Raw genomic sequence first — 23281 nt, forward strand, 5'->3', positions numbered from 1 at the left:
AGGCGGTTATCCCGAAGGGGAGCCGCCTTTTTTACGTACGACGATGAGAAGCTGATACAAGGTCACTTGATCAGTCAACGCTTTTGTTTGAAAGCCAAGTGACGCTCCTACTCTTGCCACCTCATCAAAAAACAATTCGACGTTTTGATCAATCGGAACATTGATCCTCTTCTCGATCACCCGTTCAAACAAATGATCTGGGAAAAGCGCACGCATGGTGTTTGGTGTGAAGAACCTCAGGTGACCTCGGTCTAAAATTCCTACATCTTGATACGTAAAATCACCGGTCATTAACGGGAGAAGCACCTCCGCATGCATCATGTTTGGCAGACAGCAAATGATCACACCGCCTGGCTTTAAAGATGCGTGCGCTTGTTCAATCATGTGCCAAGGATCTGACACATGCTCTAAAACATCCGAAAAAATGACCGCATCAAAAAAGGCCTCTTTCTCTAACCACGGGTACTCATCTGCTTTTGCCTCAATGACTTCTTTGTAATATGCCTTTGCGATGGCTGCTTTTAATGGATCAGCGTCTACGCCGTACATGTCAACAGTCTGCCGGTTCATTAGTTCAAGCCCTGTTGCCCCTGCGCCGCATCCCACATCCAGTACACAGGCAGCATCTTCAGGCAGCAGAGCCGCAAAGTATGGATGAGGGGTCATCAGATTGAGGTCGATGCCCCATTTATCTAAAAACCGCAGCCTGTTCTCTGCAAACAATGTAGAGATGTTCGTTTCTTGATTCGCTCGAAAAGTTGCATGACCATGATGATGCACAAATGAATCGTGAACGATTTGAAGCTGATATCCCTTCAGCAACGATCTCAAACAAAGGTCGTCATCCTCAAATGATCCATACACGAACCGCTCATCAAATAACCCCACCTCTTCAATGAGCTCTTTTTTCACAAGCAGACAAAATCCCACAAGCCGATGTACATAAGTTCTCTGACCTTTTTTCGCAGCCGTATAATTCTTCGCAAAGGCTGGCAGTTCCTTCACATCTGTATACGCTGGCTCGACCATTTGAGGACCGCTCACATAGTTGGAGACTGGTCCTACCATCCCAATGCGTTCTGATGCAAATAACGCCTCTCTTAATGGAGAAAGCCAATTTTCCGTGACGATCGTGTCGTTATTTAAAAAAAGAATGCTATCTCCTGCCGCTTTTTTTGCTCCTTGATTACAGCCTTTTGCAAAGCCTCGATTTTCTTCATTTTCTATGAAAATCACATCGTTCAGCTCTCTCACATATTCCTTTGTCCCGTCGGTTGACGCATTATCAACGATGATGAGTTCATATTGGTCACTTCGGGTGTGCTGCTTGATGCTGTCGATACATTTTTTCGTTAAATGCAGTTCGTTGTATGTCAGGATGACAATGCTCGTTTTCCCTTTCATCTCATTTCCACCTTTCGCCCGCCTGTTCCATATGTATGTCGTATGCAGCACGTTCAGAAGATGAGAGATTGTCCTTTCTTGATTAAACGTTTGTTTAACAAAGAAAAACCAGCTGCATACGGGCAGCTGGTCATTGTTCACACCGTTTTTCCTTCGTCACCTGCGACGGCACGGTTTCTCTTTTTTAAATCTTCTTCAATTTCTTCAAGACTTTTCCCTTTCGTTTCAGTCACCATATATTTCACAAACAAGAAGGCGCCTACGCCGATGACCGCGTAAATAAGGAAAAGATTACTGATACCCATCGCGCTTAGTAAAGTTGGGAATGTAAGCGAGATGATTAAATTTCCTGTATGAAGGAGGAAGGTAGAGACACCTGTACCAATTCCTCGGACATGTACCGGAAACAGCTCAGGAAGCATGACCCAAACGACAGGACCCCAGCTGACAGCAAAGATGACGATAAAGAGCCCTAAACAAATAATAGTCGTCCATCCTGCAGCTGTTGACCCCTCGAAAAATCGATTGACCACTGACAGGACAATTAAGCTTAAGACCATGCCAGCATTCCCAAATAAGAGCAGCGCTTTACGCCCTACACGGTCAATGATTTTAATCGCCACAAACGTCATGACGACATTCACTGCCCCAATTCCAACGGTTCCTAAAATGGCCGCTGAATTACCAAAGCCAACGCTTGTGAATGTTTTTGGTGCATAGTAAATAATCGTATTGGTACCGATAAACTGCTGCAAAAAGGCAAGACCGACCCCAGCGATTAATGCTGGGCGTACCCATGGCTCAAATAATTCCTTAAAACCGCCTTTTTCTTCACTTTCCGCCTGCTGAATATCAGAAATTTCTTCTTCCACTTCTTGCTTACTCTTTCTCAGTTTAGATAATATCTCTTTTGCACGGTCTGCCTGTCCATGGACAAACAGCCAGCGGGGGCTTTCCGGCATAAATAGAATCCCACATAATAAAAGCACAGAAGGAACAACCGCAATTCCAAGCATGAGGCGCCATGCTTCTGCATCTGCTAAAGCGTAATTCACAATATAGGCGAGTAGAATACCAAATGTGATCATGAGTTGGTTTAAAGAGGACAGTGCTCCTCGCGATTCCTTTGGAGCAAGTTCAGATAGATATAATGGAACAATCGTTGTCGAGCACCCGACAGCAAGCCCTAGCACAATTCGGAATAAGACCATCACTTCCGTATTCGGGGCAAGAGCTGTACCAAATCCGCCGATAATAAACAAAATCGCTGCGGCGATGATGGCTTTTTTCCGCCCAAATTGATCTGTCAGCTTTCCAGATAAAGAGGAACCGAGCATCGCTCCGATTAGAATCGAGCTGACAACAAGTCCCTCTGTAAATGCGTTTAACCCTAAATCCTCTTTCATAAATAAGATGGCGCCAGAAATGACACCTGTATCATAGCCATATAAGGCGCCGCCAAGTGCGCCGAAGAAATAAAGCCAGCCATTCCGATTTTTCATGTTCATAACCCCTCTTTTGTTCTGTATGTACTGGATGTTTCTCTATGGAAAATCATTTTCCTCACTTTCTGTCACTTCAAACATTTCGATGTTTTATGACAAATATATTTCATTTGCGTATCATTGAAACTTTTTACGATAAGAAAACGTCAATTAAGCGTTAGTGAAAAAAATGTCGCACTATATCCCGTTTTAAGGTATATTTGTTTTAGTTTGTAAGCAAAAAGAAGGACATCTTTACTATAAAAATCATAGCGAGGGTTTAAAATATATGGATCAATCAAGAAGCAAACGCAAAGGAAAAAAGCGTTTAAAACCATGGGTGAAAGTCACTCTATTTATAGTCGGTATTCTTTTACTGACAACCGCTTCTGTCACAGGCTATGCCTACTATAAAGTGACAAGCGCTGCAAAAAAAGCACAAGTATCTTTAGATCGCGGCGCACAATCTGTCAAACGGATTGAAGCTTTTGATCCTGGGAAAGACAGCTTTTCTGTCTTGCTGCTTGGCATTGACAGCAGACCGGGTGAAACAGTGAAACAAGCACGAAGCGATGCGATGGTCTTAGCAACCGTCAATCGTACAAATAAAACCGTGAAATTATTAAGCATTCCAAGGGACTCATACGTGAATATTCCAGGGCATGGCTATGACAAAATTACACATGCACACGCATTTGGCGGTGCAGATTTAACCTTAAGTACAGTCGAAGATTTACTAGATATTCCGGTTGATTTTGTGATCCAAAGTAATTTCAAAGCATTTAAAGAGATCGTCAATGAACTAAACGGGGTCTCTATTAACGTCAAGGATGAATATGTGGTTAAACAGGTTCTAAAAGATACAAAGGGCAAGGTACAGCTTCAAACAGGTACTCATACGCTAGACGGTGATCAAGCACTCGCATATGTGAGAACAAGAAAAGCAGATAGTGATTTAATGCGCGGACAGCGTCAAATGGAAGTATTAAAAGCCATTTTTGATAAATCAAAATCGTTAACATCTATTCCGTCATATGACAATATCATTGATACACTTGGTGATAATGTCGCGACCAACCTTTCAATGAAAGAGCTAGTCGGGCTTTTCCCGCTTCTGACGTCATTGAAATCGGTAGATACCATCCAGCTGAAAGGCTCTGATTACCAGCCAAACGGAGTTTATTATTACCAATTAGATCAAAACCAGCTAAACGAAGTGAAGACTGAATTGAAAAAGCAGCTTGAATTATCATAAACAGAAAGCGTCCCTAGGGGCGCTTTTTCTTATTGACAATGATGCAGATTTTTCCCCTTTGGCTTATTTCCTTGATCATTCGTTCATTTTTGTTTAGCCTTGTAGAGAGGATCAAGCATCGTATTGCTCATGAGAATGAAGGAAATCGTACATACTTTGAAGAGGCGATTGCATGCATGAAGGAGGATTTGACAGCGATGAAAAAAATGATTGCGATTGATTTAGACGGTACACTTTTAAATACAAAAAGTGAAATATCTGCTCAAAACCGGGAAGCATTGATTCGTGCGAAGGAAGCGGGATATATTGTCACCATCTGTACAGGGCGGGCGACTTTTGATGTGAAGGAACTGCTTGGCGATTTGGACATTCCTATTATTGCAGCAAACGGCGGAACCGTTCATACTGAAGGCTACAAACTTTTCAGCCGCATCACACTCGACCAAGAAGCAGGAAAACAAGCGGCTAGGGCATTAGTAGAACGAAACATTTATTTTGAGGTCTACACGGACGATGCGCTCCTCTCTCCTTTTGATGGAAAAGAGAAGCTGAAAGCAGAATTTGATGTGATCAAAAGTGCGAATCCAAATGAGGATATAGCTGATTTATGGGAAGGGGCAATGACTCAATTCAAACAATTTGGCATCAAACCAGTGGATGATATCCGCCAGATTTTTGAGTCGAATGAAGCAACCTATAAATTACTCTGCTTCTCATTTGATATGAACAAACTACAGGAAGCACGAGACCTCCTCGCGGAAATGCCTGAGCTTTCATTGACCTCTTCTGGAAAACATATCATTGAGGTACTTCCAAAAGAGTCTGGGAAAGGACATGCTCTCAAAAAACTCGCAGCTCATTATGGCGTAGACCGCTCACATATTTATGCGATCGGTGACAGCCCCAACGATCTATCCATGTTTGAGGAAGCAGGCCACCGCATTGCTATGGGAAATGCAGTCGATGTCATTAAAGAAAAGAGCACTTATATGACAAAAGGCAATCATGAAGACGGTGTTGCTTACTTTATTGATTTGCTTTTACAAAATCAATTCCATGAAAAAAAGACGCTTGTGTGATCAGCGCCTAGAGAGAAGTCTAAAAGTCCGATGCGAGCATTGATCGGGCTTTTTCTTTATTTTTTAATTCGAACTGCCGTCTCATACTTATCCTTCCAATACGTACTTGTTTTCATATTCGTAAGCACGACACCATTTGAGACGGTCACATGAATGACTTGATTTGACCCTGCATAAATCGCCGGCATCAATGACGCCCCTCTAAAGAAAACGAGATCTCCCGGCTTCAGCTCCGACCGTTTCACAGGCGTACCTGCCTTGACTTGACCTGACGCATAACGAGGCAGCTCCATACCAAGCACTTCACGATACACATACTGTGTGAACCCTGCTGTGTCAAAGCCTTGCTTTGGATTCGTCCCACCTTTAACATAAGGAACTTCACCAATATACGTAGCAGCTTTTGAGACAATCGGGTCTTCTTTTGCTAATTTCAGCTCCGTTAATCGTTTCGCACCTGTCCATTTTTCGCGCCAATACGACTCAGACAAATAAGAAATCGTCACACTTTCCGAACGGCTCGCATGAATAAAACGGTCGCCCCCAATATACATCCCTACATGAGAAATACCTGGCTTATATGTGTTGCTAAAAAAGACAAAATCCCCAGGACGTATATCATCTAATGCCACTTTTTCTCCAACCATCCACTGCTGTTCAGCACTTCGAGGCAAATAAATCCCTATTGATTTTTCAAATATATATTGTAAAAAGCCTGAACAATCAAAGCCAATCTTAGGGTCTGCTGCACCAAATACATAAGGAATACCTAAATATTTCATCGCATCTTGCACAAGACGATCATCCGAGATTTCCGGTGTGCCGGGCAGTCGTTTGACTGCATAAAATCGGTTCGTCCAGTACTTGCTTTTGCTGACGTCTGTTTTCACTACACCTTGACTAAGCGTGATGTGGATGACCTGATCGTTACCAGCGTACAACGCTACATGTGTCGGGATATCCTTTGTTTCTTCAAGGCTGCGAAAATATACAAGGTCACCAGGCTGGGCTTTATCCCATGATACCTTTTTTCCAATCTGATACTGGTCAATCACCTTCCGCGGCAAATCAAATGCGCCTGATGTCTTGTACACATATTGCGTAAACCCTGATGCGTCAAAGCCCGTTTTTGGATCGGTTCCTCCTTTATGATAAGGTGTTCCAATCAACTTTTCCGCTTGCTGCAAAGAAGACACTGTTTGAGCAGATACTTCTGATTGAGCCATGAACATCAGCCCTGCGAGCGCGCATCCACCAATCAATATTTCTTTCCATTTCATGATCTTTCCCCTCCTTTCTTCTATAGTTTCGGCATGACACCTAACATTTTACACCTTTTTTCGACAAAAAAGAGCACGCAATGCGTGCTCTCTATGCTCGTTAGAGTTATTTACTTGCTTCCGTTTTTGACTGTTTTTGTTGTTCAATTTTCTGCATTTCAACCGAGATCTTTTGTTTTTCATGATCTGTGAGGCTGTCACTAAATTTAAAAGCAGACATAAAGACAAAGACTAAAACTAACGCAACAAACGGCCAGCTTGCTTTTAGAATTTTCATTTCTTCTCTTTCCCTCCGTTTTCTTTTAAGTGTTTAACTTTATCAGCGTGATCTACTTCAAAGAAAATGTGTCCGTCTTTTTCTTTCCAATCCGCATTCGTACCATTTGTCAGCATACGGATAATGGATTTTGATTCAAATGATCCTGCTTTAACCGGAGCAGGTGTTGCTTCTTTGATGTACATTGGGACAACTTCAAATGTCGCTTTTCCATCTTCATTCAGATGATACTGAACAAGTGCAGAATCACGTGTTCTTGACCAGCCTTGGTCAAAAATAAAGTTTCCTAAGCTATAGAAGATCGCCGTGCCGTTATAGACTTCCATTGGCTCAAGAACGTGCGGATGAGCACCGATAATGACATCAGCACCAGCCTTTGACATCGCTCTTGCCAATTCTCTTTGTCTATCGTTTACCTCATTGTTGTACTCCTGTCCCCAGTGAGCATGAACAACGACGATATCTGCCTTTTCAGCAGCCTGCGAAATCATCGGAATAAAGATAGATGGATCGGCTGGCAAGATACCTGCCTGGCGATTCGTTGCTTTAAAATCTTTCCCATACACATCAGTAAAACCAAGTGTAGCGATTTTGACACCATTTACTTCTTTATACGAAATGTTCTGCTTCGCATCCTGAAGGTTACGGCCTGCGCCTGTATAATCCATGCCAGCTTGATCAAAGGCATCAATCGTTTTGTTTAGCCCTTTTTCACCATAGTCAGCCGCATGGTTATTCGCAAAGTTTAATACAGAGAAATTCAAATCTTTCAACGCTTTGACAGAATCCTCATCTGTTTTTAAATGAATATTCTTTTGCGCCGCTTGTTCTTGATCTGATGCGACTGGATGCTCAAAGTTACCAGTCACATAATCTGACACATCAAAGTATGGTTTGGCATAGCGGAAGAGATGCTGTTTTCCATAACGGTCTGTTACTTTCTCTACGTTTCTTCCAAACATAATGTCACCGACAAACGAAGCGGTCAGGATGTTTTCTGGGTTCTTTTGTACAGTTGGCACTTTTGCTTGCCCGATAAACGTAAATAGAAATGTACAAGCAATGACGATCGGTAAAGCAATCAGCACGTGTTTATTCGTTTTTTTCTTTTGGCTCTTTGTGATTTTCAGCAGCTTTTCCTGAAAGCTCAATTTTTTATTCATCATTGGACACACCTTATCTTAAAATAGATAGTAAACATACATGATGGCAAATGTTGCACCACTTAGAAGTAATGTGCTTCCAAGGGTAATTGTAAGACCTTGCTTTTGAATCGTATTTGCAATCAATCCAGGAACGATAATACCGATTCCGCGGAATTCTGCTATTTCAAATGGGACCACTGGATAGAAGAAATCAAAGACCAGCTTTAAGGCAATCCCTGTAATCAGCATCGCAGCAAACTTTCTGCGTCCGTATAAAATCATAAATTTCGAAAGACCAAAGCGAACGATGACATACGTAAGCAAACTGACAGATAAGACAACTAAAATGAAAACTGGCTGGTTAAATACAAGCGCTAGATAACCTGGTACAACAAGTCCAGCTGGTACGATTCCTGTTTTTTCTGCAAAGATTAAACTAAGTAGAACACCTAAAATTAACGAGATATAAAGATCTGATCCGAACATTTTCTATATTTCCTCCTAGCTGACAAGCTGCTTAATTTTGTATTCTTGAATTTTTTCGATTAACGGTTCAGCGGCACCATGAATATTGCCGACTCCATAAACCACTCGATTATGAAGCTTTTTCTCAAGCATGTTCATAATTTCTTCTGTAGATTGATATTCAAGGTTGTGTAAGTGGTCAGCCGGGATTTTTCCATCCTCATATGCTTTTACAATTGGATCTGTTGTTTCACCAATTAAGACGAGATCACTTGCTTCAATATAAGGAAGTACATCCTCCGCAAACTGGATCGTTCGATCTACACGATCCGCACGGCAGTTCATGATAATAATCGGTTCATCTGTTGGATATCCAATTTCTTTTACACGCTTCCAAATGTTCAATGTAGATGATGCGTCATTTGCCGCAAAACCATTTACAAAGTGTCCAGGCGTTTTCGCATCCATTAATGGAAGAATTCTCATCGCTCCTGGATCAGGCGGCGCATTTAACATTCCTCGGAATGCCGTATCTTCATCAATTCCCAATGCCTGTGCAACACCAAGTGCAAGTGAGGCATTATCTGGGAAGACCATGTACTCAAATTTCCGTAAATACTCATCAGAAATCTTGGAATTATCTGCAACAATGACTTCTGTATTGCGTTTTTTCGCAATCTCTTTAAAGAAATCCGTATATTCACTATCCGTAATAACCAAGTGTCCATTGTAAGGAATTGTCGCTGTAAAGGCTTCTGCTATTTCATCAAGTGTCGGCCCCATGACGTCCATATGATCTTCAAGAACGTTTACGATCACGCCAATATTCGCTTGAAGCAGCTCTTCTTGAAAGATTATTTGGTAATCTGGATTTACCGCCATACATTCACTGACGATGGCATTTGCTCCTCTTTCAACGGTTTCTCTCATAACTTCCTTCTGCTCACCGATATTCGGTCCTTGCGGTTTCCTTTTAATCGGTTTCTCCTCTGGCGTATCCCAATAAATCATTCTTGCATCTGTTCCCGTTGTTTTGCCGACAGTTTTATAACCTGCCTCCATTAAGATACCGGTTGTCAATCTTGTAACGGTAGACTTTCCGCGAATACCATTAATATTGACGCGCACCGGTAGGGCATCGATATTTTTCTGGTGACGCTTCTTTTCAATAAAGCCAATCCCTAACATGATGACACAGGCTATAACGATTAACCACATCGCTTATCTACATCTCCTTTTTTTATGAGTGTGATATGTAAATTCAATCATCAGTATATAGGTTCAGCATAAAATCACAATCGGTATTATGTAACATAATCTTTCACTTCCTCGTATGCCAAATTCCTCTAATCAGAAGGTGTATTGACCTAGCTCCTCTTTAAATGAAAAGGCCAAAAGACGGACAAAAATCAGCCTGAATTTCGCCTTCAATCAAGAGTAAGCGTTACCATCAAGCATCGAAAAATCTTTTGTCCTTTTCTCCCTAAATTTTTTGACAATTATTAAGATGTATTTTGAATCAATGTTTTAAAGCCTTTCAAACTCTATAACATCAGTCATATCAGCGCTTTAAATGAATAGTGCGTGTTTTGGAATGTTTTCGATTTTTGAAGGAACAGGTTAGAAAGTCATCCTCATCGCTCAGAATGCTACGTGTTGACCTATGACAAAGGTCATCTCTAAAAAAATCAAGTCATATGCTTATTTTCAGGTCACGAAAAATTGGGATAAAATGTAAACTATTGATCATTTCGAAATGCCTTCTCATTACGATATTCGATCCTTATGACCTAAACAATGAAACATTATTCATTTGTTTTTATCAAGATTCATCATTTCTTAACATTTTTAATATGATTTTAGTTGAAAGTTGTCATCTTATGTCATGCTTTCAACTAAGGTGACGAATAAAATAAGCCTGTCCGCTCACACTATGGTTAAAAAACTGTGAGAGGAGGCTAAAGATGCCAAACGCCAATGAGCAAACACGCTTGCATTTTTTATCAGGCAGCTTCGAGGAAAAAATCCGGATTCTAAAAAAGACATTTCAGCAAAGCGGGGATTTTGAATACCGGGAGTTAATGGTGAATGAAACGAAATCTGTCTTGTTTTTTGTTAAAACAAGGGTAGATGAAGGTAAATTAAATAATTTCATTATCGGGAACTTGTTAGGCCCTCCTGGAAAGCAGGATTATACAAAGTCTCTTAGCACACTCGAAACTGGTGACTTGACACTGATTACAGACAGTATCATTGCAGGAAGCATTGCCTTTCTTGAAGAAAATGCCTCACAGATCAAATTATTTACCGTTGGGCAGCCTCCGCTGCGCTCTATTTCTGAGCCTTCTTCAGAAAGCATCATCGCGGGTGCTCATGATGGATTTGTGGAAAGCTTAGATACGAATTTATATTTGCTGCGTTCTCACTTAAATGATCGGAAGCTCGCCATTCAGTACCATAAGGTCGGTACAAAATCAGAAACAAAGCTTGCTACAATTTATATTTCTGATATTGCCAATCCAGAAAAGGTAGAAGAAGTGAACAGACGTATTTCTTCTATTAAAGTAGACACACTGCTCAGCCCTGGGTCTATCGTTGAAGCAATTGAGGATGATTCATTTTCTATTTTTCCGCAGCTGATTGATACAGAACGTCCTGACAAAGTCAGATCTGCCATCCTTGAAGGCAGAATTGTTGTATTGATGGATGGCAGTCCGATGGCCATTATTCTTCCTATCACATTCTTTAGTTTTTTTCAGTCGCCAGATGATTATAATAGCCGCTGGATTCCAGCTACATTTATCCGTGTTTTGCGTTATCTCTCCTGTATCATCGCAGTCATACTGCCATCTTTTTATATCGCCGTGATTGGGTTTCATTATGAGGTGGTTCCTGATGAACTCGCTATTACGATGAAGAACTCTATTATTGGGATTCCCTTCCCTCCTTTAATAGAAGCCATGCTGATGGAAATTACCATTGAACTCATACGGGAAGCTGGGGTGCGTCTGCCAAAACCCATCGGGCAGACCATTGGGATCGTAGGCGGTTTGGTCATTGGGGATGCGGTAGTACAAGCAGGACTCATCTCGAATGTCCTTATCGTTGTCGTTGCCGTGACTGCCGTTGCTTCCTTTGTCCTCCCTTCATTTGAAATGACGTCTACCATCAGGATGCTGCGTTTTCCGCTCATGTTCATGGCTTCAATGTTTGGATTTATCGGCATTTCATTTGGCCTTGCCATCGTCCTCATGAATTTATGCCGCCTAGAATCATTAGGTGTACCGTACTTATCACCTGTTACACCTTTTAACTGGCAGGATTTAAAGGACACCGTCATTCGACTACCTATGTGGATGTACAAACAGCGTCCTGTTTATTTAAATCCGCAAAGGAAAAAACAAATTGAACAATTGAGAGGATGGGAAAAGAAAAATGAAAAATAAAATATCTCCATCTCAAGCGGTCTTTTTTCTCATTCAATCTCAAATTGGTGTAGGGATTTTAGGGCTTCCTCATCTGCTGATGAAGGATATGGGGCACGATGGGTGGATGGCCATCATCTTAGCCGGCGTATTTATTCAAATCATCAATACCATATTCATTTACATCATTCAGAAATATCCTGACATATCGTTCTTCCAAGCATTAACCAAAGTCTATGGGAAATGGATAGGACGAATTTTGATCGGGCTGTATACTATATATTTTGCCTCGGTCTGTATTGTGGTTCTGTCGATTTTCACAAGAATACTCGGAATATGGGTACTGCCACTTACGCCAAACTGGGTCATTAATTTATTGCTGATGATCTCTATTATCTATATTGCAAAAGAAAAAATCACAGCGATCGTCAGATTTAACTTTATCTTGACTCCCTTTTTGCTCATGCTGTCTTTACTCATGTTCTATTCATTAAAAGGAACCAATATTGACTACCTCATGCCTTTCTTCCAGACGGACCTGTCTCAGTTTCAGCTTGGATTGAAAGATGTGGTACTCTCAATGAACGGCTTTGAGATGATTCTCATCATCTCTCCTTTCATGAAAGGCACCATCAAAGAACGGTATAAAGTCATGACCATTTCAAATATATGCACGACACTTTTCTACCTATTTATTACATTGATTTGTTTTATGTTCTTCAGCCCGATTGAGCTTGATATTATTCCAAATCCTGTGCTTTATCTATTAAAGACCATTACATTCGGAATAATTGAACGAACAGATTTAATTTTTCTTAGTTTCTGGGTGTTTGTTATTCTTGCCACACTCAGCAATTACCTTTACTTCTGTGCCAATGGCCTAGCGAGCCTTCTTAAGAAAAAAGATCATAAAAAATATGTCTATTATTTTGCTATTTTTATTTACGCGGCTTGCTGTTTCCTCGCAAACGATAACTTTAGAATACAGCGCTTTAACGAATTTACGACCATTGCACAGATCTCAGTAATTTACACACTTCCGATCATTATGGCCATCATCATCTTTATCAAACATCGCAAAGGGAAGGTGAAATCACATGCGTCATAAGTTTTTGCTGACGCTCCTCATGTGTGTGTCTCTCATATTCATGCCTGGCTGCTGGGATCAAAACTTATTAAAAAACATCTCTCTTGTGTTAACGTCTGCGGTTGATCAAGGTGAGGTCGACAATGCGAAATTCTCTATCACCTATCGTAAAGTCCAGCAGTCTCAAAGCATGGAGCAAGGAAATTCAGGCAGCTATTTAACCACTGTTCTCACAACGGAAGCCCCTACATTAAGAAAAGCAAGAACCAACTTCAGCCGAATTGTCGATCAAAAAATTGATATGTCAAAAATGCGGGTCATGCTCATTGGTGATGAATTTGCTCAAAATCAGATTCTTCCTTACTTAGATATGTTTTATCGAGATCCAAAAAGTCCTTTGCTCGCAAATCTTGCAGTGGTACAAGGGGGAAGCTGTGTGGAATTAATCAATCAGCTCCTCAAGGAGAAGCTCATTGTGAGCGATTATTTAAACAACCTCATCACCACTGCATCTCGGTCCTCCCAAGTAGCACCGAAAAACATTCAAAGCATTCGTTCCAAAATGCTGCAAACTGGAGAGGATTTCACACTGCCGTTACTTCACTATGATCAAGAGAAAAAACTAACGAGTGTAAAAGGCGTCGCCTTATTTGATAATGAGAAAAAGAAAGGTGAGCTGTACGGACAAGATGCCATTCTTCTCACTGTCATGGACGAGAAAATGGGCAATTATGCAAACTTCACTAAAAAAGTAAGAAGTGATATGAAATCAAAGGAGAACAATTACATCACCATTCAAGTGACAGATTCAAATAGAGACATCAACATTGTCAATCCTGACCATCGAAACTTAACCTTTTCTCTTGAGTATGAATTTACGACCTCTGTCCTTGAATACCCGAAAGATAATCTAGACACAGATAAAAAAATTGAAATGCTCAACAAAAGGCTTTCTGAAATTTTTACAAAAGAAGCAGAAAAAGTGGTATCTGTTCTGCAAGAAGCTAACTCTGATGTACTCAGCCTAGGGAGAAAATATCGGGTAAAACACTATGATGAATATATGAAAATGAATTGGGTTACCGAATATCCAAATGTAAAAATCATCCCAAAAGTCAAAGTCAATATTACACAAACAGGGATTATTAGTTAAGAAAAGGAAGAAGTCATCTTTCTTTTCTTTTTTTATTTTTTTAAGATTGTCATTTAAAAGCTTTCATGATAATCTATTTGTGTAAACGGTTACACATTCACGAAGGGAGGCACTCCATTGGCTACAATTAAAGATGTTGCAAAAGCTGCACAAGTGTCTGTTGCCACTGTGTCTCGCGTACTGAACGATACTGGATATGTCCATTCAGATACGAAAACCCGCGTGACACAAGCGATGCAGGAGCTGAACTACTTTCCCAATGAAGTGGCTAGATCCCTTTTCAAAAGAGAATCCCGCTTAATCGGTTTGATCTTGCCTGATATCACAAATCCCTTCTTTCCTCAGCTTGCTAGAGGCGTAGAGGATGAGATTCATGCGCAAGGTTTTCGGTTGTTATTCGGAAACAGTGATGAAGATCGAGAAAAGGAATTGGCTTATTTACAAACCTTTAAACAAAATCAAGTGGTCGGTGTCATCGCTGTCACAAACGAACCCGAATCAGATATATACAATGATGATGAATTGCCGGTTGTGTTCTTAGATCGAACCGTTCCACATGCACCTTCTGTATCTGCAGATGCTGCAGCTGGCGGGAAAATGGCCGCAATGGAATTAATCAGGCGCGGCAGCCGGCAGATCACACTGCTGAAAGGACCTGCCCACCTTCAAACAGCGCGGCAGCGATTCAAGGGTGCACTCGATGTACTAACCGAAAAAGGCGTCGACTTCCATGTGATGTCTAACGCTTCGTTTTCTTTTCAAGAAGCCCGTAAAAGTGCCAAGGCTCTATTCCAGCTGTACCCTGAAACAGATGGCATCATTGCGAGTAATGACATTGTCGCAACAGCGGTCATACACGAAGCACTTCGGATTGGAAAAGCCGTTCCAGAGGATGTTCAAATCATTGGGTTTGACGATATTCCGCAAAGCGAGCTGCTCTTCCCTTCCCTATCGACAATTAGGCAGCCAGCCTATGAGATGGGAAAAGAAGCGGCACAGCTGTTAATCAAAGCGATTCAGAAACAGCCTATAGATCAACCAGTTATCCAAATGCCCGTCTCTTTTATTGAACGAGAGACCACAAGAAAGGTGGATTCACAATGAGTCATATTGTTGTAGTAGGAAGCTGTTCTATGGATTTAGTCGTCACTTCGAACAAACGACCAAATGCCGGTGAAACAGTATTAGGCGAATCATTTAAAACCGTACCAGGCGGAAAAGGCGCCAATCAAGCAGTCGCCAGTGCCAGACTCGGTGCTGATGTATACATGGTCGGCCGGGTCGGTGATGACGCTTATGGTCAAGATATTCTCAGCAATCTGCAAGGTCAAGGGGTCTGCACCTCATATATGAAACCGGTTACCGAAATGGAAAGCGGAACGGCTCATATCATTTTAGCAGAAGGTGATAACAGCATTGTTGTGGTCAAAGGGGCAAACAATGAGGTGACACCTCACTATGTAACAGATGCTCTTTCTTCTATTGAAGATATTGGAATGGTCCTCATTCAGCAAGAAATTCCTGAAGAAACAGTCGAAGCCGTCTGCACCATTTGCAGCGAGAAAGGGATTCCAGTCATCTTAAATCCCGCACCAGCTCGTCAAGTTTCTCAGCAAATATTAGATCAAGCTGCCTATATTACTCCAAACGAACACGAAGCAGCTCTTATGTTTGATGGACTCACCATAGCAGAAGCTTTGCGCCAATATCCAAACAAGTTACTCATTACAGAAGGAAAAAATGGTGTTCGTTACTTTGACGGAATAAAAGAAGTGTTGGTGCCGGGCTACCCTGTGAAAGCCGTCGACACTACAGGCGCTGGTGATACTTTTAACGGTGCTCTAGCTGTAGCACTAACAGAAGGAAAATCCCTATACGACGCACTTGCCTTTGCCAACTTAGCCGCATCTATCTCTGTTACAAAGTTTGGCGCACAAGGCGGCATGCCAACAAGAGAAGAACTGGAGAGAAAGAAATGAAAAAAAACGGCATCTTAAACAGTCATATCGCCAAGGTACTTGCTGACCTTGGTCATACAGATACAATCGTCATCGCAGACTGCGGCCTGCCTATTCCAGAAGGTCCAGTCAAAATCGACCTGGCATTATCGATCGGCACACCGTCCTTTCAGGAGGTCACCTCCCTCCTTCTTCAAGAAATGGCGGTTGAACATATTACTGTGGCTAGTGAAATCAAAGAAGCCAATGAGCGAGATCATCTATTTCTAAAGAAAGCGTTCCCAAAATCATTACATGATGTAGACCACGAGACGTTCAAAGACATGACCAAACAGGCAAAAGCAGTCATTCGCACGGGTGAAGCCATCCCATACGCAAACTGCATTCTTCATGCCGGTGTCATCTTTTAAAAGGAGGAGCCAGATATGAACATTGAGATGCATAACATCCATAAGGCCTTTGGAAAAAACACCGTTCTTTCCGGGGTCTCCTTTGACCTCGTCACAGGTGAGGTTCACGCGCTCATGGGTGAAAATGGCGCAGGAAAATCAACTTTAATGAACCTGCTCACAGGTCTTTATTCATTAGACCAGGGAACGATTCTTATCGACGGGAAAGAAACCGCTTTCAAAAATCCGAAGGAAGCGGAACAACACGGTATCGCCTTTATTCATCAAGAGCTCAACATATGGCCGGATATGACCGTCTTGGAAAACCTATTCATCGGGAAAGAAATCTATACGAAGTTTGGATTGCTAGACACAAAGAAAATGAAGGTTCTTGCCCAAAGCCAGCTGGACCGATTGTCTGTGAACCTCTCGCTTGATCAAGAGGCAGGCAGCTGTTCTGTTGGACAAAAGCAAATGATTGAGATTGCAAAGGCATTAATGACGGATGCGAAGGTCATCATCATGGATGAACCAACGGCAGCTCTTACAGACCGTGAGATTGAAAAGCTCTTTCAGGTCATTGAATCTCTCAAAAAAGAAGGCGTATCTATCGTGTATATTTCTCACCGTATGGAGGAAATCTTTGCGATCTGTGATCGGATTACAATCATGCGCGATGGGAAAACGGTCGATACGAAAGCCATACCTGAAACGAATTTCCATGAGGTCGTCAAAAAAATGGTCGGCCGCGAATTAACAGATCGATACCCTGAGAGAACGCCTTCTCTAGGAGATACGATCCTTGAGGTGAAGCAAGCGACAAGAAAAGGACAATTTCAAGATATCAGCTTCTCCGTTAAAGCTGGAGAAATCGTCGGTGTTGCAGGCTTAATGGGCGCTGGCAGGACTGAAATGATGCGGTCGCTGTTTGGTCTTGATCCTCTTGATCAAGGGGAAATCTGGGTTCATGGAAAAAAAGCTGTCATTAAAAAACCAAGTGATGCCGTTAAGCTTGGCATCGGTTTTATTACAGAGGATCGCAAAGATGAAGGACTCATGCTGGATGCATCCATTCGAGAAAACATTGGTCTGCCAAACTTAGAAAGCTTCTCTCCAAAGGGACTGATCGATAAGAAAAACGAACAGGATTTTGTTGACCTGCTCATCAAAAGATTGACGATTAAAACGGCTTCCTCTGAAATCTCTGCTCGAAGTCTCTCTGGTGGAAATCAGCAAAAAGTCGTCATCGCCAAATGGATCGGTATCCAGCCGAAAGTCTTGATTTTAGATGAACCGACAAGAGGTGTCGATGTCGGAGCGAAACGAGAAATCTACCAGTTAATGAATGAACTGACTGATCGAGGTGTTGCCATTTTAATGGTCTCCTCTGAGCTCCCAGAAATTCTAGGGATGAGCGATCGAGTGCTTGTCATTCATGAAGGAACCATCAGCGGAGAGTTAAATAAAGCAGACGCAACACAAGAACGAATTATGACACTAGCTACAGGAGGGAAGTAACATGAAACCACTTACTTCAAATGGACGATTTGATCACATCATGCAAAAACTTGGGCCATTCTTAGGACTCATCATCCTTGTCGCCATTGTTTCTATATTAAATCCGGCCTTTTTAGAGCCATTAAACATCTTAAACTTACTTAGACAAATCTCCATTAATGCCCTCATTGCCTTTGGTATGACATTTGTTATTTTAACCGGAGGAATTGATTTGTCGGTCGGTGCCATTTTAGCACTTTCTAGTGCGCTGACTGCCGGATTTATCGTGTCTGGTATGGACCCGATTTTCGCTATTATCGTTGGCTGTATCATCGGCGCTATTCTTGGAATGGTCAACGGTCTTTTAATCACAAAAGGAAAAATGGCTCCTTTTATCGCAACACTTGCCACGATGACGATTTTCAGAGGGTTAACACTTGTTTATACAGACGGAAACCCGATTACAGGACTCGGTTCTAACTATGCATTTCAGTTATTCGGACGCGGGTATTTCTTAGGCATTCCTGTTCCAGCGATCACGATGCTTCTCACCTTTATCGTACTTTGGGTCTTGCTTCATAAAACACCTTTCGGCAGAAGAACATATGCCATCGGTGGAAATGAAAAAGCAGCCCTCATCTCAGGCATTAAAGTACCACGTGTCAAAATCATGATTTATTCATTAGCTGGGTTCATGTCTGCTTTAGCAGGTGCCATTTTAACATCCAGGCTAAATTCAGCTCAGCCAACAGCTGGTACATCCTATGAGCTTGATGCGATTGCTGCTGTTGTACTTGGCGGGACAAGCCTTTCTGGCGGAAGAGGACGAATTGTCGGCACACTGATCGGGGTGCTTATCATCGGTGTCCTGAACAACGGTATGAACTTACTTGGTGTATCATCATTCTATCAATCTGTTGTGAAAGGGATTGTCATCTTGATTGCAGTCCTACTAGACAGAAAGAAATCTGCTTAAGGAGGCAGCTGCTATGAAAAAATATCTCATTCTCATTCTGACTCTCTCATTGTTCATGCTTTCTGCCTGCTCGCTAGAACCGCCAGAGTGGGCCAAATCAACAAAAGATGGGAAGAAAAAAGACATCAAAATCGGTCTCTCGATCTCGACCTTAAATAACCCATTCTTCGTTTCTCTCAAAAACGGGGTGACGAAAGAAGCGAAAAAGCTTGGCATCGAAGTCGTCATTGCAGATGCACAAAATGATTCAGCGAAACAAACAAGTGACGTAGAAGACCTCATTCAACAAGGGGTCGACGCATTACTCATCAACCCAGCTGATTCATCTGCTATCTCAACTGCTGTTGAATCAGCGAATGCTTCAGATATTCCTGTCATCACATTAGACCGTTCAGCTGAAAGCGGAAAAGTAGAAGCACTTGTTGCCTCAGATAACGTCAAAGGCGGCGAAATGGCAGCCAACTTTATCATCGACAAGGTCGGTAAAGGAGCAAAAGTCGCTGAATTAGAAGGTGTACCAGGCGCCTCTGCTACACGTGAGCGCGGAAAAGGATTCCATCAAATAGCAGATAAAGATCTAAAAGTGACAGCCAAACAAGCGGCTGACTTCGACCGAACAAAAGGATTGAACGTCATGGAAAACCTCCTTCAAGGAAACCCTGACATCAAAGCCGTTTTTGCCCACAATGATGAAATGGCACTTGGCGCTTTAGAAGCGATTCAAAGCTCTGGAAAAGACATTCTCGTCGTTGGCTTTGACGGAAACGAAGATGCACTCAACTCGATCAAAGCAGGAAAACTATCTGCCACAGTCGCCCAGCAGCCAGAGCTGATCGGGAAACTGGCAGTCGGCGCTGCAAGCGACGTCTTAAAAGGGAAAAAAGTAGAAAAGAACATCGCAGCTCCACTGAAACTAGAACAGAAAAAATAAACACAAAACCCCCGATTTCTCTCGGGGGTTTTCCTATTATTCCGGTCTTTTTAGCACAAATGACGTCCCTAAATGGGCGTAATCATTTCCCGCTAAACGTGCGACTGGCTTTAGTTCATGAGTCGAAACATAACCTTTTTCCGCATCATACACAGCCTCATCTAAATGCGCACACACAACCCGGCCAATGATATGATCGACCGTGATCTCCCCTTCATCATTTTGAAAGGTAAGATGCTTTTCAAGTTGACATTCAAAGCGAATACGTGCTTCCTGAATGCCCGGCACTGACACGACATGGCTCTTTACTTGATGAAGACCGGTTCGATCCAGCTCACTCTCTTCCTGTGGCAGCGTAGCAGCTGTTTCGTTGATATCTTCTATTATCGTTTCATCACTCACATGGACCACAAATTCTCCCCTGTCAATCATATGCTGCGCTGTGTCCTTCATCTGACCTTCGCGTCGTCCAATAGAAACTGCGAGGAGCGGCGGGTGTCCGCTAATGACATTAAAGAAACTAAATGGTGCGGCATTGACCACATCGTCTTTAGACAGACTTGTAATAAACGCAATCGGTCGTGGAACAATAGAGCCCGATAATAATTTATATGCTTCTTTTCGTGAAAGCTGATCCATTTGCAACGTAATCAATTCAGCACGCCTCCTTTTGGTGTATCGACATCATACCATACCCCTTTTTCTATGCCTCTGATTCAGGCTCGGTGCGATGCAGGATATGGTGGACAAGATGAAATAAAGCAGGATTATGATTTTCTCGTCTATAAGAAATCGTCCATTCTGCCAAAAGCTGTTCACCCTCAATGGACCGATACACAACATCTAGATTAAATAAACGCCGGGCTGATTTCGGAATGACCGCAATGCCGATACCAGCTGTGACAAGACCAATCACCATTTGATATTCCGCCGCCTCCTGCACAATATTCGGAGAAAAACCGTACTTTTCACATAGCAGGACAAAGTGTTGATAAAGGGACGGCCATGATTCCTGTGATAAAGAAATAATCGGTTCATGACGAATATCTTCGATCGTGACTGCCTCTTTTTTCGCCAGCGGATGATTTTTCGGAATCGCAAAAATACATTCACTTTGCTTCATCAAACGGCTGACCAGTTCTTCATGAGGCGATGTAGGATGTAAAAAACCGATATCAATCTCCCCATTTAAAAGCGCTCCTAGCTGCTGTGGAACAGAAAGCTGTTTCAGCTCAATACTGACAGAGGGATACAGCTCTCTGAATTCGCGTACAACTGGCGGCAGAATATCATACGTCGCTGTTCCAACAAACCCTATGATGATTTTCCCCAGCTCTCCTCTTGCTGTATGCCGGGCATGATCAACGGCTTTATTAAGCTGATGCAGCACACCTCGCACCTCATGTAAAAAGACCTTTCCAGCAGCTGTTAGCTCCACCACTCGCTTTGACCGGTGAAACAAAGGAAACCCCAATTCTTCTTCAAACTGTTTAATTTGCTGACTAAGTGGAGGCTGTGTCATATTCAACCGTGCGGCTGCTCTGCCAAAATGCAGCTCCTCCGCTACTGTGACAAAGTATTGCAAATGTCTCAGTTCCATCCTTTCACCCCTCGCACACTTATTCGTGAAACATATTAAAACCACGTTAAACATATATTGGAAATTTTCCATTTTGAAATGTATAGTAAATCATATCATGAAAATATATTTTCATAAAAAATTTTACTTGCCGAAAGGAGTGCGGGGTAAATGAATTCTCAAGCACAACCCCTAACAAGACGAGGAGCAGAATTGATTGTTGATACGCTGATTGCTCAAGGTGTGACCCATGTTTTTGCAATTCCAGGTGCCAAAATTGACGCCGTATTTGATGTATTAAAAGACAGAGGTCCAGAGCTTGTCCTATGCAGACACGAACAAAATGCCGCCTTTATGGCAGCTGCTGTCGGCCGCTTAACCGGCAAACCAGGTGTTTGTCTCGTGACATCAGGTCCCGGCGCATCTAATTTAGCAACAGGTCTATTAACAGCCAATACAGAAGGTGACCCTGTTGTCGCAATCGCTGGAAACGTCATTCGTGCAGATCGGCTGAAACGAACACATCAATCACTCGACAATGCGGCATTATTCAAACCAGTCACAAAATACAGTGTTGAAGTACAAGACGTTCATAATATACCCGAAGCCTTAACAAATGCTTTTCGCGCGGCACAAAAGGGGCAGGCTGGAGCAGCATTTATCAGCTTTCCACAAGATGTCGTGACAGAACACACTACACAAACACCAGTGTCTGCTCACCCTTCTCCAGAACTAGGTCCTGCACCGGATGCTCTCATCAGCTCGGCTATCGCCAAAATTCAAAATGCACACTTACCTGTTGCCATTGTGGGAATGAAAGCAAGTCGTCCAGCTGCTGCAAAGGCTACTAGAACATTATTGAAAACACTTGGAATTCCATTTGTCGAAACGTACCAAGGAGCTGGCGTTCTCTCAAGAGAGCTTGAGTCTCAATATGTAGGCAGAATCGGTTTATTCCGAAATCAGCCGGGCGATCTTCTCATTGAACAAGCAGATGTCCTTTTGACCATCGGCTTTGATCCAATTGAATATGATCCGAAGCATTGGAATATTCAGCCGAAGCAGCGACAGATCATCCATGTCGATGACATGCAGGCAGATATTGATCATTTTTATGAGCCGGCGCTTGAGCTTGTCGGCAATATAGCTGAAACCGTTAAACATCTAGCCCATGACAGTGTTCCACTTTCTCTATGCAAAGAACAAATTGAATTCGTCACTGAATTGCAGGAGCTGTTAAGCGACATTGAAAAAGCACCAGAAAGAGAAAGTCATCTATCTCACCCGCTGGATGTCATTCATACATTAAGACGCCTGATTCCTGATGACACGAAGGTCACGTGTGATATCGGGTCTCACGCGATTTGGATGTCGCGTCACTTCCGCGTCTATGAGCCGAACACATTCCTTGTGAGCAACGGCATGCAAACATTAGGCGTCGCCTTACCATGGGCCATTGCGGCTTCCATACTGAACCCAGATGAAAAGATCATTTCGGTCTCTGGTGATGGTGGTTTTCTCTTCTCTGCTATGGAGCTAGAAACAGCCGTCCGCATGAAAACAAATCTCGTTCACCTTGTTTGGAATGACAGCACATACGACATGGTGGCGTTTCAGCAGGAAATGAAATATGACCGCACATCCTGCGTTGAATTCGGACAGATCGACTTAGTGAAATATGCGGAAAGCTTTGGAGCGACTGGATTACGGGTTAACTCACCTGAAGAGCTTTCAACTGTCCTACAAAAGGGTATAAACATAGAAGGACCCGTTATTATTGATATTCCGATTGACTATCAAGACAACCCAGACCTCGCCAGTCAAAAATGGCCAGAAGTCTTTCGTGAAACACACACATTGAACGTCAGATAAGATGTCCATACATTACACCAAAGGA

21 protein-coding genes are annotated in these 23281 nt (G+C 42.4%); 12 read left to right on the forward strand and 9 right to left on the reverse strand.

Annotation, left to right across the window (positions count from 1 at the left end):
- Positions 1-6: 6 nt before the first annotated feature.
- Positions 7-1404 (reverse strand): bifunctional glycosyltransferase family 2 protein/class I SAM-dependent methyltransferase, encoded by a 1398-nt coding sequence (locus tag MHH68_RS16360; protein ID WP_339164162.1) that lies wholly within the window; start codon positions 1402-1404, stop codon positions 7-9.
- 137 nt (positions 1405-1541) lie between these two features.
- Positions 1542-2906 carry a sugar porter family MFS transporter gene (locus MHH68_RS16365; protein ID WP_144461686.1) on the reverse strand — a complete coding sequence of 455 codons (1365 nt, stop codon included), beginning with the start codon at positions 2904-2906 and terminating at the stop codon, positions 1542-1544.
- Between the two features lie 271 nt (positions 2907-3177).
- On the opposite strand from MHH68_RS16365, the gene MHH68_RS16370 reads away from it, so the two are divergent.
- Together MHH68_RS16370 and MHH68_RS16375 are read left to right on the forward strand one after the other, a co-directional pair.
- Positions 3178-4143, forward strand: a complete 966-nt coding sequence (locus tag MHH68_RS16370; RefSeq protein WP_003212964.1) for an LCP family protein — start codon at positions 3178-3180, stop codon at positions 4141-4143.
- Positions 4144-4340: 197 nt separating this feature from the next.
- The gene (locus MHH68_RS16375) at positions 4341-5222 is read left to right on the forward strand and encodes a Cof-type HAD-IIB family hydrolase (RefSeq protein ID WP_339164166.1); all 882 of its coding nucleotides are present in this window, start codon (positions 4341-4343) and stop codon (positions 5220-5222) included.
- A gap of 56 nt (positions 5223-5278) precedes the next feature.
- Here the strand turns inward: MHH68_RS16375 and MHH68_RS16380 are convergent, their stop codons facing one another.
- From MHH68_RS16380 to pgsB, 5 genes are all read right to left on the reverse strand, one after another.
- Positions 5279-6502, reverse strand: a complete 1224-nt coding sequence (locus MHH68_RS16380) for an NlpC/P60 family protein (protein WP_339164167.1) — start codon at positions 6500-6502, stop codon at positions 5279-5281.
- A gap of 106 nt (positions 6503-6608) precedes the next feature.
- On the reverse strand, positions 6609-6779 hold the full coding sequence (locus tag MHH68_RS16385; protein ID WP_339164170.1) for a hypothetical protein: 171 nt from the start codon (positions 6777-6779) through the stop codon (positions 6609-6611).
- On the reverse strand, positions 6776-7942 hold the full coding sequence (locus MHH68_RS16390; RefSeq protein WP_061409794.1) for a CapA family protein: 1167 nt from the start codon (positions 7940-7942) through the stop codon (positions 6776-6778). Before MHH68_RS16390 ends, MHH68_RS16385 begins: the two co-directional genes overlap by 4 nt.
- A gap of 18 nt (positions 7943-7960) precedes the next feature.
- The gene (pgsC, locus tag MHH68_RS16395) at positions 7961-8410 is read right to left on the reverse strand and encodes a poly-gamma-glutamate biosynthesis protein PgsC (RefSeq protein ID WP_012011488.1); all 450 of its coding nucleotides are present in this window, start codon (positions 8408-8410) and stop codon (positions 7961-7963) included.
- Positions 8411-8425: 15 nt separating this feature from the next.
- On the reverse strand, positions 8426-9607 hold the full coding sequence (gene pgsB / locus MHH68_RS16400) for a poly-gamma-glutamate synthase PgsB (protein ID WP_012011489.1): 1182 nt from the start codon (positions 9605-9607) through the stop codon (positions 8426-8428).
- Between the two features lie 746 nt (positions 9608-10353).
- On the opposite strand from pgsB, the gene MHH68_RS16405 reads away from it, so the two are divergent.
- From MHH68_RS16405 to rbsB, 9 genes are all read left to right on the forward strand, one after another.
- Complete coding sequence (locus MHH68_RS16405) at positions 10354-11835, forward strand: spore germination protein (RefSeq protein WP_268497477.1); 1482 nt, start codon at positions 10354-10356, stop codon at positions 11833-11835.
- Positions 11825-12922: an endospore germination permease gene (locus MHH68_RS16410; protein ID WP_268497475.1), complete on the forward strand. Its 1098-nt coding sequence runs from the start codon at positions 11825-11827 to the stop codon at positions 12920-12922. Before MHH68_RS16405 ends, MHH68_RS16410 begins: the two co-directional genes overlap by 11 nt.
- Positions 12912-14054 carry a Ger(x)C family spore germination protein gene (locus MHH68_RS16415; protein ID WP_268497474.1) on the forward strand — a complete coding sequence of 381 codons (1143 nt, stop codon included), beginning with the start codon at positions 12912-12914 and terminating at the stop codon, positions 14052-14054. The genes MHH68_RS16410 and MHH68_RS16415 overlap by 11 nt, the downstream gene beginning before the upstream one ends.
- Before the next feature lie 117 nt (positions 14055-14171).
- Positions 14172-15158 carry a LacI family DNA-binding transcriptional regulator gene (locus MHH68_RS16420; protein ID WP_061409800.1) on the forward strand — a complete coding sequence of 329 codons (987 nt, stop codon included), beginning with the start codon at positions 14172-14174 and terminating at the stop codon, positions 15156-15158.
- On the forward strand, positions 15155-16033 hold the full coding sequence (rbsK, locus tag MHH68_RS16425; protein WP_339164174.1) for a ribokinase: 879 nt from the start codon (positions 15155-15157) through the stop codon (positions 16031-16033). Before MHH68_RS16420 ends, rbsK begins: the two co-directional genes overlap by 4 nt.
- Positions 16030-16422: a D-ribose pyranase gene (rbsD, locus tag MHH68_RS16430; protein ID WP_339164177.1), complete on the forward strand. Its 393-nt coding sequence runs from the start codon at positions 16030-16032 to the stop codon at positions 16420-16422. The genes rbsK and rbsD overlap by 4 nt, the downstream gene beginning before the upstream one ends.
- Positions 16423-16437: 15 nt before the next feature.
- Entirely contained in the window at positions 16438-17919 is a 1482-nt protein-coding gene (locus tag MHH68_RS16435) for a sugar ABC transporter ATP-binding protein (protein WP_061409804.1), read from the forward strand.
- A 1-nt stretch (position 17920) separates the two neighbouring features.
- Entirely contained in the window at positions 17921-18874 is a 954-nt protein-coding gene (gene rbsC / locus MHH68_RS16440) for a ribose ABC transporter permease RbsC (RefSeq protein ID WP_058013514.1), read from the forward strand.
- 13 nt (positions 18875-18887) lie between these two features.
- The gene (rbsB, locus tag MHH68_RS16445; protein ID WP_012011498.1) at positions 18888-19805 is read left to right on the forward strand and encodes a ribose ABC transporter substrate-binding protein RbsB; all 918 of its coding nucleotides are present in this window, start codon (positions 18888-18890) and stop codon (positions 19803-19805) included.
- Positions 19806-19841: 36 nt separating this feature from the next.
- Here rbsB and MHH68_RS16450 read toward each other — a convergent pair whose 3' ends face one another.
- Together MHH68_RS16450 and alsR are read right to left on the reverse strand one after the other, a co-directional pair.
- The gene (locus tag MHH68_RS16450) at positions 19842-20459 is read right to left on the reverse strand and encodes a flavin reductase family protein (RefSeq protein ID WP_081042261.1); all 618 of its coding nucleotides are present in this window, start codon (positions 20457-20459) and stop codon (positions 19842-19844) included.
- 49 nt (positions 20460-20508) lie between these two features.
- Complete coding sequence (gene alsR / locus MHH68_RS16455) at positions 20509-21405, reverse strand: acetoin biosynthesis transcriptional regulator AlsR (protein ID WP_061409806.1); 897 nt, start codon at positions 21403-21405, stop codon at positions 20509-20511.
- 150 nt (positions 21406-21555) lie between these two features.
- Here alsR and alsS point away from each other — a divergent pair, with 150 nt between their 5' ends.
- Positions 21556-23256 carry an acetolactate synthase AlsS gene (alsS, locus tag MHH68_RS16460; protein ID WP_058013512.1) on the forward strand — a complete coding sequence of 567 codons (1701 nt, stop codon included), beginning with the start codon at positions 21556-21558 and terminating at the stop codon, positions 23254-23256.
- Positions 23257-23281 lie beyond the last annotated feature (25 nt).

This window comes from Bacillus sp. FSL K6-2841 (assembly GCF_037976435.1).
Classification (GTDB): Bacteria; Bacillota; Bacilli; order Bacillales; family Bacillaceae; genus Bacillus; species Bacillus pumilus.